Here is a 15,045-nt window from a genome sequence, read left to right on the forward strand (position 1 = left end):
ACATCGTCCTCCCTTTTGTATTTTATTACTTCATTTGTTCGCGAACTTCTTCAGCAAAGTCTTCTTGTTTCTTTTCGATACCTTCGCCGACTTCGTAACGAGTAAAGGCAACTAACTTAGCACCCTTATCCTTCAAGAATTCGCCAACAGTCTTGCTGTCGTCCATGATGTAATCTTGTGACAAAACTGCGAATTGCTTATCAACTTGAGTATTGTCATCAATAAAGCGTTGCATCTTACCAGGAATGATTCTGTCCCAAATCTTTTCTGGCTTGCCTTCTTCTTTAAGTTCAGCCTTGATGTCTTCCTTAGCCTTAGCTAAAACATCATCAGTTAATTGCTTTTCTGAACCATAAACAAGATGTGGCAATGGCTTCTTATGAACTAAAGCATGACTTTCATTGTCTTGATCAATCTTGTGGTTCATCAAGGCTAATTGTTCAGTAATGAAATCATCATCTAATTCATCTGGTGAAATAACCTTAGGATTCATAGCAGCGATGTGCATAGCCAAGTGCTTAGCAGTAGCAGCATCTGCGCCCTCCAAAACAGTGATAACACCGATTTGGCCACCGTTGTGTTGGTAAGTACCAAATTCTTGGTCATCATTCTTTTTTTCTAAGGCAAAACGACGTAAAACAATCTTTTCACCAATAGTAGCAGTAGCATCTACAAATGCTTGTGACAAAGTGTTGCCATCAGCCATCTTTAGGTTATAAGCTTCTTCAACATTTGCAGGATCACCTTCTGCAATTGTCTTAGTAACATCTTTTACCAAGTTAACAAACTTAGCGTTTTGAGAAACGAAGTCAGTTTCTGAGTTAATTTCGGTCAAAGCTGCTACATTGCCAGCAACATAAATACCAGTCAACCCTTCAGCAGCAACACGGTCAGCCTTCTTTTCAGCCTTAGCCATGCCCTTGTCGTGAAGGTATTCAATTGCCTTGTCCATGTCACCGTCAACTTCTACCAATGCTTTCTTGGCGTCCATAACGCCGGCACCGGTACGTTCGCGTAATTCTTTAACTTGCTTTGCAGTAATTTGTGCCATTGAAAAGTCCTCCTAAATAGAACTAATAACAGTAAAAACTAGTCTTCTTTGTGTTCTTCAGCACCAACGACTTTGTCTTTACCGTCAGCGTCTTCCTTGAAGCCTACTTCAACGGAGTTCTTGTCGTCGTCTTGGCCTTGTTGACCTTCAACAATAGCATCTGCCATTGCACCGACGATCAAACGGATAGCACGAATAGCGTCGTCATTTGATGGAATGATTACATCAATTGGAGTTGGGTCAGTGTTGGTGTCAACCATAGCTACAACTGGGATACCCAAAATGTTAGCTTCGTGAACAGCGATCTTTTCCTTCTTAGGATCTACTACGAACAATACATCTGGGATTCTTGGCATATCTTCGATACCACCTAAGAATCTTTCAAGCTTGTTCATTTCCTTAGTCAAAAGTGCAGCTTCCTTCTTTGGAAGTACATCAAAGGTACCGTCTTGTGACATTTCCTTCAATTGCTTTAATCTCTTAACACGGCTTTGAATAGTAGTCCAGTTAGTTAAAGTACCACCTAACCAACGTTGGTTAACGTAGTATTGACCACAACGGGTTGCTTCTTCAGCAATCGAATCTTGAGCTTGCTTCTTAGTACCTACGAATAAGAATACGCCGCCTTCTTGAGCTACGCTCTTAACAAAGTTGTAGGCATCGTCTAACATCTTGATAGTCTTTTGCAAGTCAATGATATAGATACCATTTCTTTGAGTGAAAATGTAAGGAGCCATCTTTGGGTTCCAACGACGAGTTTGGTGACCGAAGTGGACACCAGCTTCAAGCAATTGCTTCATTGTAACAACTGACATATTATAATTCCTCCTGTGGTTTTAATCCTCTCAAGCGTTCAATTCGATATTCGACCACTACCTCTGGGCACCATAATATCGATCGCTCTTGATGTGTTTTATGCATGCCAACACAGCATACTTGAACATCATACTAAAGTTTTAGCGTCAATGCAAGGTTAATATTTAACATTATGCTCTTTTAAAAACTGTTCTTTCCAGTTTCTCGTATGATGCTTAAACCAATGCTCTCTTTTCAAAGCTAAACGCTTATCATCAAATTGCTCATGATAAATAATTTTAACTGGCCGGCGTGACTTTGTATACTTTGCGCCTTTGCCACTATTATGCATTTTTAGACGATGAGCTAAGTCATTGGTAAAACCACCATAAAAACTGCCATCATTGCATTTTAAAACATAAAAGAAATATTTGCCCGCATTATCATGCTTTTCGCGATTTTCTTTTGTTTCTAGCAATATTCTCTGCAAGGCTGGCTTATACTCTCCATTTTGATCATGAACTTCAATCGCATCTTTAATCACAGTTCCGTCTGTTGCCGTGTGCTTAACTGCTTCAACGATGATCAGGTTTGCATCTTCTCCGCGATGAGAGACAAAAGGCTGTACCATTTTAACACTCATATCATGCTTCATGCAGTAATAGCAGATTTCACCCAGACGCTCTGGTCTGTGCACCATGAACATCTTGCCCTTCATTTTCAGAAGACCGCTTGCAACTTCAATAATTTGTTCCAGATTGATCAAAATCTCATGGCGGGCAATTGCCTTTTTGCGATCAGGATTAACTTCATGTCCTTTTGGCACCTTAAAATATGGCGGATTGACGGTGACAACATCATAAGAATCTTTGCGTAAAAATTTAGGCGCATTCAATACATTATCTTGGTGAACGGTAATTCTGTTTTCCATTTTATTCAGTTCAATCGAGCGAACAGCCTGTGAATATGCTTCATCCTGAATCTCGATTGCATCATATTTTGCCCGATTAAAATAGGCCATATACATCGTTGCCGCGCAATTGCCAGAACATAAGTCTGCGACTTTATATCTATCATATATTGCATTTTTAGCCCAATAAGCTAGAAAAAGCGTATCCGATGAAAAGCTAAAAGCCGTTTTATCCTGAACAATTCTTAAATTTTCACTGTACATATAGTCGATGCGTTCGTTTTTGCCAAGTTTTACCATAAAAATTTTAACCTCTCGCTTTTTCTTGCTATAATATCTTACAACAAATTGGAGGAAATTTATGTTTTATCGTTTCGTTAGACCCATTGTTCGTTTCATCGTTTGGGTATTGAATGGTCACCTGCATGTTCATCATAAAGAACGGATTCCAAGTGGCAACTACATTTTGGTTGCGCCGCACCGCACTTGGTGGGAGCCAATCATGTTCGCACTAGCAGCCAGTCCTATGGAATTTATGTTTATGGCCAAAATTGAACTGTTTAAAAACCCAGTCCTGCGTTTTATCTTAAATCACGCACATGCTTTTCCTGTAGACCGTAAACATCCCGGACCATCAGTCCTCAAAATTCCGGTTAAGGGATTAAAAGCAGGCAAACTTTCATTAATCATTTTTCCATCAGGAACAAGACATTCTTCAGAACTTAAGAGCGGTGCATTAGTAATTGCCAAGCTTTCTAAAAAGCCATTGGTACCTGTCGTCTATCAAGGTCCGCTTACTTTTAAGGGTGTGCTTAAGAGAAAACCGATGGAAATCTGCTTTGGCGATCCAATCTACATCGATCGCAGAACTAAGATGACTCATGAAAATGAAGCCAAATATGATCAGATCATGCAGGATGCTTGGAATAAGCTAGACAAAGAACAAAATCCTGATTTCCATTATGTTGCTAAATAATTCCGTGGCCAGATTTTCGGCAAATTAACGATCGGATACATGCTGATGTGGTCATTGCCAATCCATGAACCAACAATTGTCATTAAAAATGAAATGATCAAAACGTCAAAAATAACCTTAACCATGATTTGAGAACTAAAACTGTCATCTTTATAAACCAGCTGATTCTTCAAGAAGGCAGCAGGCTTTTCAGCAATCAAAACAGAAGCAATAACTGCCAGCCAAATAAATGGCAAAATATGCAAAATTAAGATGTAGTTTTTGAAGTTAAAGCCGATTTCCATCATTGAAATAACCGACCCGAGAATGTTCACTGAAATGAGCGAAACGATCGCCATAAAAATTGCTTTCTCAGTTAAATTTCTTGGTAACTTCATGTAAAACTACATTAAAAAATTCCTCCTTAGATGCAAAAACAGCACGTCCAAATTAATGGACGTGCTGATTCACTTATACGCGCTTTTATTAAAATGTTACTAAACTGTTCTATCAAAAATTTAAAGCTAATGCCAGTCTTTTATTTTTCTGCAATCATCGCTAGGACTCTGGAACCAATTTCTAGGCCTAAATTATGCGATTGATCGCCCCAATTGCGTTCGTCATAATCATCAATCTTAGCTAAAAAGTCAGCTGTAAAAAGCAATTGGGCAAAGTCCACCTTTCTAAACTCCGCACATGCTGCTAGAGCTGAACATTCCATTTCGACTGTAGCCGCACCTAACTGCTTAAACTGAGCTACTTTCTTAGGCGTTTCTCTGAAAACAGTAGTCCAAGTAGTAATCTCATCAAATTTAAAATTCAGCTTGTGCACGCCTTTTTCAATCTTTTTAATAAAATCCAGTTGCAGATTAATTATATTGCCAGTCGCAGCATAATGGAAAGACGTGCCTTCGTCGCGAATTGCGCGAGTTGGAATAAGCAAAGTGTTTTCAGGCAAATCAACTAGTGCACCGGCATTGCCAAAAGCAAGAGCTTGCTTAACACCATATGAAATCAGCCAATCAAGCAGCTGCGTAGCAGCGGGCGCTCCTAAAGGAGCTTGACACAGGGTCAGCAGTTGACCATCAAGATTGATTTCATAAATTGACGGTTGAAAAGAAATGGTGTCAAAAGTTCCAAGTACTTTATGAGGCACTTCATCAAGAAAACGATCAATATTTTCTTTAGGAACAAAAGCATACAGCAGTCTTGAATGAAAGTGATATGGCAGTTGATCATGATCCGGTTCAAGTACCGCATGCTGATTAGCATCAAAGTCTAAAATAAAAGGTTCCTCTGACATAAGCTCACTCCTTTTTTAAAAACTATCTGCTTTTTTGACAAGCGTAATCGATCAAGACAGTTACTGCTAACAAAAGAATAGCGATAATCCATGATACTAGGCTGAAATTCCACCAGGTCAAAATAACGCCGGCAATGATAAGCATGATCAGGATGTCAAAGGCTATTTTTATTCCAAAATATTTTGCTCCTAAAAGCTGTTTTAGTTCAAAAAGGCAACTATTAAACATCCCTAACGCAATGATAGCAGTAACAAAAATTGCAGTTGTCAGGCTTGTCCTGCCTTTGCAGTAAATTATCCAAATTAAAACGACAATCGCTAGGAAAAGCACTGCTTGAACCAGCATTATTATTTTTCTTAAGGACGTTAATTCTTTTTTGGCAGCATACTGATTCAAAAAATAGTCAAAAAATTAAAATCAGAACCGGTAAAAACCAGTGCCCTCCTTGAATAGAAACCAAAGTTAACATTAAATAATTCTTTCTAGCTTTAGTTTTTATTCTACCGTATTATCACCTGAGACTGTCGCCATTTTTAGCAAACTGGCATTGCCGCTAATCTCAGCTTCTTTAGACTTTTTGCCGAAAATACGGTTATTGCCTGAAACAGTGGACAGATGACAGCGTCCTACTTGAATGTTTTTAACTAAGTTATCGCCGGAAACCGTTGACACTTCCAACTTGTCAGATACTCGGCTGTTTTCTAGTCTAAAATCGCCACTGGTTAGGCTAATTTCACCAGCTTTTGCTCTGACCTCATCAAGGTTGATATTGCCGGAAGTAACAGAAATATCGATTGTTCCCAGTTTCAAAGTTTTTCCATCCAAATTGCCGCTCATCGACTCCACTTGCAGATCATTGATTGCAAATTGTTTCATGCGCACATTTCCACTCATCATGTGCAGGTCAAACTGCTCCAATTCAGTTTCCTGGGGCAAAGTAATGGTTACCTCCCCATCATGACTGCTGTGAACTTCAATTTTGAAAAAGCCCTTCTCCCAACGCTTAATTTCTTTGTCACGGACGTCAGGTTCCTTAACGTTCATTACGCCGTCATCTTCGTCAATTTCCGGCTTTTTATATTCTGATCCATGATATTTAATTTCAAATTTATTACCTGCTTTTACTTCCAAATTTAAGCTTTTAAAATCGACTCTTAAGGCGTCAAAACTATCATTAGACAGCACTTGGTCGATAGTTTTGATATCGTCGTCATCCTTTTTAGCTTTTGTGAAAAACATAAGGCTTCACTCCTACATTCTTAAACAAATAATAGGTTACTTTTATTTTATTTTAATTTTACTCCCATTATTTTAATTTTCAACACATTTTCCTTTATAATTTAAAGACAAAAAATAAACATATTTGCTACAAAATTTATTTTAAATTTCGTATTTTATCATAAGTTTTATTCTATAATGCTAAGTAAATAAAAAAAGAGAGTAAAAAATGGCAAATTATTACGAAAAACCATATCAAGAATCAGAGAGCAGCATCCTACTCCCGCAGTATCACAAATCCTTAAAAATCTGTTTTTAAATCCTTTTAATTGGAGCGCACGCAGCACACGTAAAGAATTTTGGGTCAGCTATGCGGCAACTGCAATTCTAGACATTATCTTAACGATCATCGCGATCTTTACTGTCGCTCCTTTCAGCAGCTTTAACAATGGCTATTCATTCAGTTCGTCAAGTGCTTTGCTTTTCCTGATTTTGATTATTCTTTTTTTATTGGAATTTGGGTAAATTTAGGTTTGCTTGGATCTGCAGTAAGAAGATTGCATGAAACTAATCATTCAGGCTGGTGGCTTTGGCTTGATCTTATTCCGCTTGGTTGGCTGTTCATTTTATACTTTTTAATCTTGCCAACAGTTGAAGAACCAGTAAGATGGGGATCATATTTATATACTGAATAAAAAACGAAAGAGCATATTTAAGCTCTTTCGTTTTTTATTTATCTTCTTTATCAGTTAAAGTAAGACCGCTCTTGTCTGAAATCCAACTATAAATTGGCAAATCAATATGACCATTATCATCAATCTTGTCCATTACTTTTTCCATAAACAATTCCTGCCAATTTTGACTTAGTTTAACTCCAGAATGATTCAACTGAGGGATCAACCAGCCATTTGCCAATGACTGAACTGGATTCAAGCCAATTACCATTCCAATCATGTAATTAGAGAAGTCGAAGCTGCCTTCCACAACGATCCAGTTAGGATTTTTAACTAATTCTGGTTGAAGCTTAGTCAACATTTCTGGTGGAATCTTGCCCTCCGTAACCATCATTCTTCCTTTGATTGGACCGTGTTTTTGTTCAAAATCTTGCAAGACACCCTTCATAAATAATTTTTGTCCTAGTTCATCAAATTTACGTTGGTCTTTTAACATTAGATCTCCTTTATTTTTTCAAAACTCGTTTATCGCTCTTTGCCTAATTATCTTCCAATTATACAACCAACATAGAAAAATAATAAGCAAGCAACAAAAAACGTTGAATATTGCATTCAACGTTTTTTCATTTTAATCAAAATACTATTTTTCAAGCATGTAATTTCTAGTCATTGGCAAGTTCTTACCAGATGGGCCCTTAGTCAACAAATACTGAATAACATCAATATTGCCTGATTCAAATGAAGCAGCACAAGCATTCAAATACATGTCCCACATCCGAGTAAATCTTTCGCCCATCTTATCTTGAATTTGTTCACGAGCATTATTGAAGTTCTTGTCCCAAATTTCCAAAGTTCTTTGGTAGTGACGACGAAGAGTTTCCATATCAGCAATTTGCAAACCACTGCCAACAATGTCGCCGACAATCTCTTGCAAACCTGGAATATAACCACCTGGGAAGATGTACTTGTTAATCCAAGCGTTGGTGGCACCACCTTGTTGACGGGTGATTCCGTGAATCAGCGCAACACCATCTCGGTTCAAGTGCTTGTATACGTCGGCAAAGTATTCAGGTAAGTTTTCTGAACCTACGTGTTCGAACATCCCTACTGAAGTGATATAATCCCACTTTTGATCACCTAATTCACGGTAGTCTTCGAGTTTGACTTCAGCAACATCTTCTAAGCCATCATCATAAATACGTTTTTGAACCAGCTTGTATTGTTCTTCACTCAAAGTAACGCCGGTTACCTTCAAGCCATATTCTTTAGCTGCTGTGAGCATCAAAGTACCCCAGCCACAGCCAATATCAAGCAAGGTCTTGCCCTTTTCCGGATGAAGCTTGTTCAAAATATGGTGAACTTTTGCAATTTGTGCTTTTTCAAGATCGTCAGTATTGCCATCTTCAAAGTAAGCACATGAATAAGTCATGGTTGGATCAAGCCATAACTTGTAGAAGTCATTACCAATGTCATAGTGACTTTGAACATCCTCTTCACTTTGCTTTTCCGTATGCTTTGTTTTTGGAATAAACTTGCGGAATTTTGAAGAACGCATGAATGAATCAGCACTTTCATAAGCACCCATGATCAACTTTTGGATGTCACCATGAATTTCGATCTTCTTGTCCATGTAGCCTTCACCTAACGTAAGTGAAGCGTTTTTGGTAATTGCTGAAATTGGAATTTTTTCATTAAAGACAATCTCAATTTCTGGTGTGCCATTGCCGTATACTTCACTCTTACCATCCCAATAAGTGACTTTAACTGGGAACGGGAAGGATTTACTGAGCATCATCTTGTAAAAAGTTTTTTCTAACAATTAAGTTCCCTCCATAAATAAACCTTAGGGTTATTTTAACACTAAATAAAAAGAAACTCATGATTGACATGAGTTTCTTAGTATGGCTTACCAAATCGTTACGCGTTTATCCGGATCAAGCCACATTCCATCAGTTTTCTTAACATCGAAAGCTTCATAAAATTCATCCTGACATTGTGAAGGAATATTCACTCTGGTAGGTTGCGGTGCATGAACGTCGGTCGCAATTTCGGTCTTGATTGCTTCAGGACGCTGCTTTTGTGCCCAAGAACGAGCGTAATTCTCAAATAGTTCCTTCATGTTGCCGCCTTCTGCCTTATTAGCTTGGATTGCGCAAGTAAGGCCACCTAAATCAGCAATATTTTCTGAAACGATTTGCTTTCCGTTTAGCTTAGCAGGGCCATATTGCAAGCCGTCATAAATGTCAATTGCTGCCTGAGTCCGTTTATTGAATTCCCTGAAATCTGCGTCAGTCCACCAATTCTTCATATTGCCGAACTCATCGAATTTTGCCCCATTGTTGTCAAAAGCATGAGAAATTTCATGAGCAATCGTTGCACCGATCCCACCATAATTTTGACTACGGGACTGGTGCAAGTCATAAAACGGCTTCTGCAAAATTGCGGCTGGGAATGTAATATCGTTTCTCTGTGGGTCGTAACAAGCGTTGTTCAAGTTACCTGGCATTAGCCATACGGAACGATCAACCGGTTCAGTTAATTTGCTTAAACTGTACTTTTCAAGCGTTTTTCCCATTGCCTTTTCATTTTCATAAAGGCTCTTTTGGGGATCAACTTGCAGCAAATCATAAATTTTTTCAATCTTATCCGGATAGCCAATCTTAAAAACCAATGCACGAAGCTTGACGATAGCTTTCTTCTTAGTTTCATCAGACAGCCAATCGTTATCTTGAATTCGCTCTTCATAAACTTTGATCATCCGGTGAATCATATCGGTAACATCAGCCTTGGCTTTTTCACCAAAATACTTCTTGCCGTAGTAAATACCGATAACTTCATCGAAGCTTCCATTAGCCGTGTAATAAGCATGACGATCTTGCGGTGTCAATTCTCCTTGTCCACTCAAGGCTTGACTAAACGGAAATGCCGCTTCACGAAATTCTTGTGAAAGTGAACCAGCCGCACCATTGATAAACTTGGTGATCATCCAGCCTTTAATCTCTTCAAAATTATCAGCATTGATCAATTCTTCTACATGATCTAAAAATCTTGGCTCTAAAACAATTACACGATCTGGCAGCTGAGGGATAAGTTCTTCCAAAAATCCCTTCATATCAAATGATTTTAACTTAGCCAAAAAGTCGGACATTGAATATGGATTATATGCAGCTGGATAATCCGCCCACTCTTCAGTAGATTTAACAACTTTGGCAAGTTTAGCATCGAATTTTGAAGCCTGATCGACATAATTTTCAGCTTTTTCCTCATCAACTCCGGCCATTGTCAACAGTTTGATGGTTTGCTTCTTCAAAATTTCCAAAAGCTTTTTGGCATCATCTTGTTGATAGCTTGTTGTGTCTGGTAAAAAAGTGCCTGGACCACCAAATTCCAAAACATGAACCTTGGTGTTTTTCATATCGGCTTCCACGTCAAAGCCAAATGGCAATCCAGCAAATTCGTCAATTTTGACTGCTTCTTTGTTAAACTCAGCAAAATCTTTAAGTGCAATTAGTTTGTTTAAATCAGTCTTAATTGGTTCTGCCCCGTCTTGATCGCGTTTCTTAAAGTTCTTGGCAATCTGATACAGCTTAATTGCTTTGTCAAAATACTTAACGTCTGGCATTTTTTCTTTTCCAGAGGCAATTTGATCAAAATCATGCATCAATTTCTTTTCGATCTTCATATCGATATCAGTGTTAACACCAATTTCAGTTCGGTCGGCTGGAATCTTGGCATCTTTTTGCCACTTAGAATTTACCGCCAAATATAGATTGTCTTGCGGACGAGCTGAAATGTCGGGCTTAGTCAAATCACCGACACCGCCACGTATTTTTGCAATAGTTTTCATTCAAAACCTCCTATTTTTCCCTATGCGCACCATTTTGCAAATTGTACAAATTGTAGTAGTAGCCCTTTTTGGCTAACAGTTCTTCATGCGTACCTTTTTCAATGATACGACCTTTATCCAAAACAATAATTTGATCGGCATCTGCAATCGTCGACAAACGGTGAGCAATAGCCAAAGTAGTTCTGCCTTTACGCAGACGCTTAAGTCCTTCCTGAATCATTGTTTCCGTTTCAGTATCAACGTTAGCTGTCGCTTCGTCTAAAACCAAAACCTTTGGATCGGTGACCAAAGTACGAGCAAATGAAATCAGTTGCCGCTCGCCTTGACTTAATTCAGAGCCGCCTTCAATAACCTTAGCATGATACTTGCCCGGCATTTTTTCAATAAAACGGTCGGCTTGAACAGCCTTAGCAGCCTCTTTGATTTGTTCATCTGTGATCTTTTGATTGTACAAGCGAATATTAGAATTGATATCGCCATAGAACATAAATGGTTCTTGCAAAACAAGTCCAAGCTTTTTGCGCAGCTCTTCTTTAGGATATTTTTTAATATCCACGCCGTCGATTAAAATTTGTCCCTTATAAAATTCATAAAAGCGCATCATAACATTGATGATGGAACTTTTGCCTGAACCCGTATGACCGACGATTCCAAGCGTTTCTCCGGGATTGACGGTAAAGGTAATATCATGCAAAATCTCGTTTTTGCCATCATAAGAGAATGAAACGTGCTTGAATTCAATTTTTCCTTTTGCAATTGTTAAACCTTCCTGAGTCTGCTGCTGTGGTTCATATTGCGTATCATCAAGGATTCTGAAAATTCTTTTACCCGCAACAATCCCATCCTGGAACAGCGTCATTTGATCCATCATGGTTGAAATAGGGTTAAAGAATTGTGAAATATATTGTGAAAAAGCGTAAACAACACCGGCTGGCACGAAGGTATCGTGAAGCGGAAAGCCAAAGTACATTAATGATACAGCCAAAGCTAATGAATAAAGCATAGAAGTCAGAGGTGACAAAAGCAGTGAATTCATCCGGATCATGTTGAAACGGGTATTCATCAAGCCGCCATTTTCATCCTCGAACTCATTTGTCATTCTTTTTTCTTGCTTAAACTGCTGAATCAAAGATACGCCTTCAAGCGATTCATTCAGGTTCGTGTTGATGCGGCTCAATCGTTCACGATAATTGCGGTAGAGTTTGGAACTTTGATAAGCATAAAGCCAAATAATCAACAGCAAAATCGGCAAGAACACCAACATTAGGAAGCCAGCGGTTTTATTAGTTAAAAACATGGCCACTAAAGCTGAAACAACTGAGAAGAAGGAAATCACGACGCTTGACAGCACCGTCAAGAAGTTGCTCAAAGTCATCGTATCATTGGTAACCCGCGAAACAATTGAGCCTGCTGGCGTTTGATCAAAGTAACGCATCCCCAAACTATGAAGCTTGCGATAAAGTACCTTCCGAATTTGTTCCAGCGACTTTTCAGAACCTAAAGAAAAACAAAATTCATAAGCAAACTGCAAAAACGCTTTTAATAATGAACCTAAAGCATACAAGAATCCCGCAAATAAAATAATTTGCACGGTTTCAGTTTGTTTTAACAAAAAGTGATCCAAAAAGTATTGCAGACCAAATGGTAACGCCATATTGATGACACTAACCAAAAACGCACCGATAACAGCTACCAGCATTTCCCGTTTGAAAATCATAACGAATTTCATTAAACGTTTAAAAATAACGATCTGTTCTTTGACTGGGATGGCTTCTGACCAGACTGATTTGAACTCATCTTCATTATTCATGCTTTTCAACCACTTTTTCTTCTAATTCCTGTCTGCGCCACATCTCAGCATACCAGCCGTTATTAGCCAACAACTGGTCATGGGTTCCGCGTTCAACAATCTTTCCATCTTTTAAGACCAAAATCAGATCCGCGTTCATGACTGAAGTCAAACGGTGAGCTGCAATTAAAGTTGTCTTGCCGTTACGCTCCTTGCGCAATGCATGCAAAATCTCTGTTTCAGTTTTGGCATCAACCGCTGACAAGGCGTCATCCATGATCAAAATCTGGCTCTGTTTTAAAAGTGCCCGCGCGATCGACATTCTCTGTTTTTGTCCACCAGAGAGCGACACGCCGTTTTCACCAACTAAAGTGTTGTAAGAACGCGGCATTTGCAAAATGTCGTTATGCAGGTCGCTCTTTTTTGCTGCTTCAATAATTTGATTGTCTTCGGCATTCTTTTCTGCAAAAGCAATATTGTTTTGAATACTGGTAGAAAAGAGATAGTTATTTTGCGGTACGTAAGAAATCTGTCTGAGCAGAACGTTGAGCGGAATCTCACGAATATCGTGACCATTAAGCGTAATTTTGCCATCATAATTATCGAATTCACGCAACAGCAATTGAATAATCGTCGTCTTGCCGGAACCAACGCGGCCAACCAGTCCCAAAGTTTGACCGGTTTTCAGCGTAAACTTGATATTATGTAAAACTTCGACATCTTTTTCATCAGGATAAGCAAAAGATTTAACGTCATATTGCAAATCACCATGGATATCTTCTGCCGTCAATGAATCATCGGCCTTTTGGTCGGTAATGAGCGGCTTTTCTTTTAGCAATTTTTCAACACGATCATAGCTTGCGCTTCCCCGTTCAAGAATGTTGAACAAGTAGCCGATCGCAAACATCGGCCAGACCATATTGCTGATGTAGGCAATAAATGAAACTAGTTGCCCTACTGACAAAATTTTGTTTTTAACAAGCAACCCGCCATAAATGATCGTGATTGTATATGTTAAACCGATAATTATCGTACCTAATGGATCAAACAGCGAATCCCAAATAAAGACTCTGCGATTGATTTTAATAGTTTGATCGACCATTTTATCAAAAGCAGCCGTATCCTCTTTACCTTGATTGAACGTTTTCAAAACCTTAATCCCGGTGACTGACTCCTGAGTTTTATTATTTAATTTTGAAAAGGCAGCCTGAGACTGATCGAAAGCCGCATGCAAATGCTGACCTAATTTTTGCGCACCCCAGGCCAAGAACGGCAGTGGCAGCATAGCTACAATCGTCAAACGAAAGTCAACGAAAATAATCATGGCAATCATCGTCGACAAGCCCATCATCAGTGAATCGACCAAAGTCAAAACGCCATCGCCGGCAACGTTTTGGATCGCAGATACGTCGTTGGTCGCGTGGGCCATCAAATCACCAATTCGGTGACGCTGGTAAAATGTTCTGTCCATGATCATAAAATGGCGAAACAGTCTTGAGCGCATTTGCCGTTCCAGTTCTGCGGCACCACCCCAAATTTGCTTGCGCCAGAAATACCGCAGCAAGTACAAGACAACGGCCCCGGCCAAAACTGCTAAAACCAGGACGCCATATTGTTTCCAAGTAATATGACCTTTATCCAGCTGATCGGCCATCAAACCTAAAACTCTTGGCGGAACCAAGTTGGCAAAAGAAGTCAAGGCTAGAAAAATGATCCCTAAAATGTATCGTTTCTTCTCCTTTTTGAAGAACCAGCCCAATTTCTTAAAAACTCCCATTATTTCACCCTTTCTTAAACAAAAAGAAAAAGACAAAGGTAATCCTTCGTCCTTTGTAAACTTATTCTATAAAGATATATATTATTTACGTTGTTGATGCTTCATCATACTCATCACTTTTTTAACCTTTTTAGTAGAAGGCTTTTGTCCCATTTGTGACATCATTGCAACGATCATATCTTCATTGATTGGAGGATTATCTTGGAAATACTTCTTCATATAAGTTCTAGCACCGTAAAAACCACCAATTAATCCGATACCAAGAGCAACAATAATTAAAACAATTGCTAAACCTAAATTCATAATTTAAAAACCCTCCAATTAACTAACAGAATATATCTTACAAAAAAATAAGACTTTTTTAAAGCCTAATTTAATCTTTTCTCAAGCCCTTTTTTCTTTGGGCACGTTTTGCACGTTCAGAAGTTACTTCATTACCATCTTTATCTATAATAACCGTATCTTCCAATTGTTGTTTGAAACCAGCTCTAAAATTGGCTAAAAACTTTTTGTGAAGTTCTTTTCTTTCAGCTTCTTCTTCAGGTGTCAGACCTTCATTTTCTTTCTTGTGATAAAGCTCGTTGATTCGGTCTGTTACCTTTTTAATTTCATCTTTGTCCATGATTTAACACCTCTATATATAATGATAGTTTACCGTATTTGTGCAGATAAAAAAAGTAATAAATTTAAGAACATTCGTTTGTATATCGTTTTGTTTTTTGCTA

The 15,045-nt window shown here is 38.6% G+C and carries 16 protein-coding genes; 2 read left to right on the forward strand and 14 right to left on the reverse strand.

What is annotated here, in order from left to right:
* Positions 1-25: 25 nt before the first annotated feature.
* The 3 genes from tsf to HMPREF0493_RS01450 form a co-directional block, all read right to left on the reverse strand.
* Positions 26-1,051 (reverse strand): translation elongation factor Ts, encoded by a 1,026-nt coding sequence (gene tsf, locus HMPREF0493_RS01440; RefSeq protein ID WP_006351471.1) that lies wholly within the window; start codon positions 1,049-1,051, stop codon positions 26-28.
* 38 nt (positions 1,052-1,089) lie between these two features.
* Positions 1,090-1,866, reverse strand: a complete 777-nt coding sequence (gene rpsB / locus HMPREF0493_RS01445) for a 30S ribosomal protein S2 (RefSeq protein ID WP_006351472.1) — start codon at positions 1,864-1,866, stop codon at positions 1,090-1,092.
* Between the two features lie 158 nt (positions 1,867-2,024).
* Entirely contained in the window at positions 2,025-3,056 is a 1,032-nt protein-coding gene (locus HMPREF0493_RS01450; protein WP_006351473.1) for a GIY-YIG nuclease family protein, read from the reverse strand.
* A 61-nt stretch (positions 3,057-3,117) separates the two neighbouring features.
* Between HMPREF0493_RS01450 and HMPREF0493_RS01455 the strand changes: the two genes are divergently transcribed.
* Positions 3,118-3,732, forward strand: coding sequence for a lysophospholipid acyltransferase family protein (locus HMPREF0493_RS01455; RefSeq protein WP_006351474.1), 615 nt, complete (start codon positions 3,118-3,120; stop codon positions 3,730-3,732).
* Here the strand turns inward: HMPREF0493_RS01455 and HMPREF0493_RS01460 are convergent.
* The 4 genes from HMPREF0493_RS01460 to HMPREF0493_RS01475 all read right to left on the reverse strand — a co-directional run bounded on the left by HMPREF0493_RS01460 (position 3,717) and on the right by HMPREF0493_RS01475 (position 6,254).
* Positions 3,717-4,109 carry a hypothetical protein gene (locus HMPREF0493_RS01460; RefSeq protein WP_006351475.1) on the reverse strand — a complete coding sequence of 131 codons (393 nt, stop codon included), beginning with the start codon at positions 4,107-4,109 and terminating at the stop codon, positions 3,717-3,719. The two genes, HMPREF0493_RS01455 and HMPREF0493_RS01460, sit on opposite strands and share 16 nt — an antisense overlap.
* A gap of 140 nt (positions 4,110-4,249) precedes the next feature.
* A complete protein-coding gene (locus tag HMPREF0493_RS01465) occupies positions 4,250-5,014 on the reverse strand; it encodes a nucleoside phosphorylase (RefSeq protein WP_006351476.1) in 765 nt (254 codons plus the stop codon).
* Positions 5,015-5,036: 22 nt separating this feature from the next.
* Complete coding sequence (locus tag HMPREF0493_RS01470) at positions 5,037-5,360, reverse strand: hypothetical protein (protein WP_040456866.1); 324 nt, start codon at positions 5,358-5,360, stop codon at positions 5,037-5,039.
* A gap of 150 nt (positions 5,361-5,510) precedes the next feature.
* The gene (locus tag HMPREF0493_RS01475) at positions 5,511-6,254 is read right to left on the reverse strand and encodes a DUF4097 family beta strand repeat-containing protein (protein ID WP_006351478.1); all 744 of its coding nucleotides are present in this window, start codon (positions 6,252-6,254) and stop codon (positions 5,511-5,513) included.
* Positions 6,255-6,766: 512 nt separating this feature from the next.
* Between HMPREF0493_RS01475 and HMPREF0493_RS08930 the strand changes: the two genes are divergently transcribed.
* Positions 6,767-6,928, forward strand: a complete 162-nt coding sequence (locus HMPREF0493_RS08930) for a DUF805 domain-containing protein (RefSeq protein WP_006351479.1) — start codon at positions 6,767-6,769, stop codon at positions 6,926-6,928.
* 34 nt (positions 6,929-6,962) lie between these two features.
* On the opposite strand, the gene HMPREF0493_RS01480 is transcribed toward HMPREF0493_RS08930, so the two are convergent.
* The 7 genes from HMPREF0493_RS01480 to HMPREF0493_RS01510 all read right to left on the reverse strand — a co-directional run bounded on the left by HMPREF0493_RS01480 (position 6,963) and on the right by HMPREF0493_RS01510 (position 14,942).
* Complete coding sequence (locus HMPREF0493_RS01480; protein ID WP_006351480.1) at positions 6,963-7,403, reverse strand: hypothetical protein; 441 nt, start codon at positions 7,401-7,403, stop codon at positions 6,963-6,965.
* A gap of 144 nt (positions 7,404-7,547) precedes the next feature.
* On the reverse strand, positions 7,548-8,726 hold the full coding sequence (locus HMPREF0493_RS01485; RefSeq protein ID WP_006351481.1) for an SAM-dependent methyltransferase: 1,179 nt from the start codon (positions 8,724-8,726) through the stop codon (positions 7,548-7,550).
* A gap of 87 nt (positions 8,727-8,813) precedes the next feature.
* The gene (locus HMPREF0493_RS01490; RefSeq protein WP_006351482.1) at positions 8,814-10,754 is read right to left on the reverse strand and encodes a M13 family metallopeptidase; all 1,941 of its coding nucleotides are present in this window, start codon (positions 10,752-10,754) and stop codon (positions 8,814-8,816) included.
* 10 nt (positions 10,755-10,764) lie between these two features.
* Positions 10,765-12,564: an ABC transporter ATP-binding protein gene (locus HMPREF0493_RS01495; protein WP_006351483.1), complete on the reverse strand. Its 1,800-nt coding sequence runs from the start codon at positions 12,562-12,564 to the stop codon at positions 10,765-10,767.
* Complete coding sequence (locus HMPREF0493_RS01500; protein ID WP_006351484.1) at positions 12,557-14,320, reverse strand: ABC transporter ATP-binding protein; 1,764 nt, start codon at positions 14,318-14,320, stop codon at positions 12,557-12,559. The genes HMPREF0493_RS01495 and HMPREF0493_RS01500 overlap by 8 nt, the downstream gene beginning before the upstream one ends.
* Before the next feature lie 81 nt (positions 14,321-14,401).
* The gene (locus HMPREF0493_RS01505) at positions 14,402-14,623 is read right to left on the reverse strand and encodes a YneF family protein (protein ID WP_006351485.1); all 222 of its coding nucleotides are present in this window, start codon (positions 14,621-14,623) and stop codon (positions 14,402-14,404) included.
* A 70-nt stretch (positions 14,624-14,693) separates the two neighbouring features.
* A complete protein-coding gene (locus HMPREF0493_RS01510; protein ID WP_006351486.1) occupies positions 14,694-14,942 on the reverse strand; it encodes a DUF896 domain-containing protein in 249 nt (82 codons plus the stop codon).
* Positions 14,943-15,045 lie beyond the last annotated feature (103 nt).

It is taken from the genome of Lactobacillus amylolyticus DSM 11664 (genome assembly GCF_000178475.1).
Lineage (GTDB): Bacteria > Bacillota > Bacilli > Lactobacillales > Lactobacillaceae > Lactobacillus > Lactobacillus amylolyticus.

Excerpts from the sequence above, each read along its gene's own strand:
- tsf (WP_006351471.1), bottom strand. The coding sequence starts at position 1,051 with ATGGCACAAATTACTGCAAAGCAAGTTAAAGAATTACGCGAACGTACC.
- rpsB (WP_006351472.1), bottom strand. The coding sequence starts at position 1,866 with ATGTCAGTTGTTACAATGAAGCAATTGCTTGAAGCTGGTGTCCACTTC.
- HMPREF0493_RS01450 (WP_006351473.1), bottom strand. The coding sequence starts at position 3,056 with ATGGTAAAACTTGGCAAAAACGAACGCATCGACTATATGTACAGTGAA.
- HMPREF0493_RS01455 (WP_006351474.1), top strand. The coding sequence starts at position 3,118 with ATGTTTTATCGTTTCGTTAGACCCATTGTTCGTTTCATCGTTTGGGTA.
- HMPREF0493_RS01460 (WP_006351475.1), bottom strand. The coding sequence starts at position 4,109 with ATGAAGTTACCAAGAAATTTAACTGAGAAAGCAATTTTTATGGCGATC.
- HMPREF0493_RS01465 (WP_006351476.1), bottom strand. The coding sequence starts at position 5,014 with ATGTCAGAGGAACCTTTTATTTTAGACTTTGATGCTAATCAGCATGCG.
- HMPREF0493_RS01470 (WP_040456866.1), bottom strand. The coding sequence starts at position 5,360 with ATGCTGGTTCAAGCAGTGCTTTTCCTAGCGATTGTCGTTTTAATTTGG.
- HMPREF0493_RS01475 (WP_006351478.1), bottom strand. The coding sequence starts at position 6,254 with ATGTTTTTCACAAAAGCTAAAAAGGATGACGACGATATCAAAACTATC.
- HMPREF0493_RS01480 (WP_006351480.1), bottom strand. The coding sequence starts at position 7,403 with ATGTTAAAAGACCAACGTAAATTTGATGAACTAGGACAAAAATTATTT.
- HMPREF0493_RS01490 (WP_006351482.1), bottom strand. The coding sequence starts at position 10,754 with ATGAAAACTATTGCAAAAATACGTGGCGGTGTCGGTGATTTGACTAAG.
- HMPREF0493_RS01495 (WP_006351483.1), bottom strand. The coding sequence starts at position 12,564 with ATGAATAATGAAGATGAGTTCAAATCAGTCTGGTCAGAAGCCATCCCA.
- HMPREF0493_RS01500 (WP_006351484.1), bottom strand. The coding sequence starts at position 14,320 with ATGGGAGTTTTTAAGAAATTGGGCTGGTTCTTCAAAAAGGAGAAGAAA.
- HMPREF0493_RS01505 (WP_006351485.1), bottom strand. The coding sequence starts at position 14,623 with ATGAATTTAGGTTTAGCAATTGTTTTAATTATTGTTGCTCTTGGTATC.
- HMPREF0493_RS01510 (WP_006351486.1), bottom strand. The coding sequence starts at position 14,942 with ATGGACAAAGATGAAATTAAAAAGGTAACAGACCGAATCAACGAGCTT.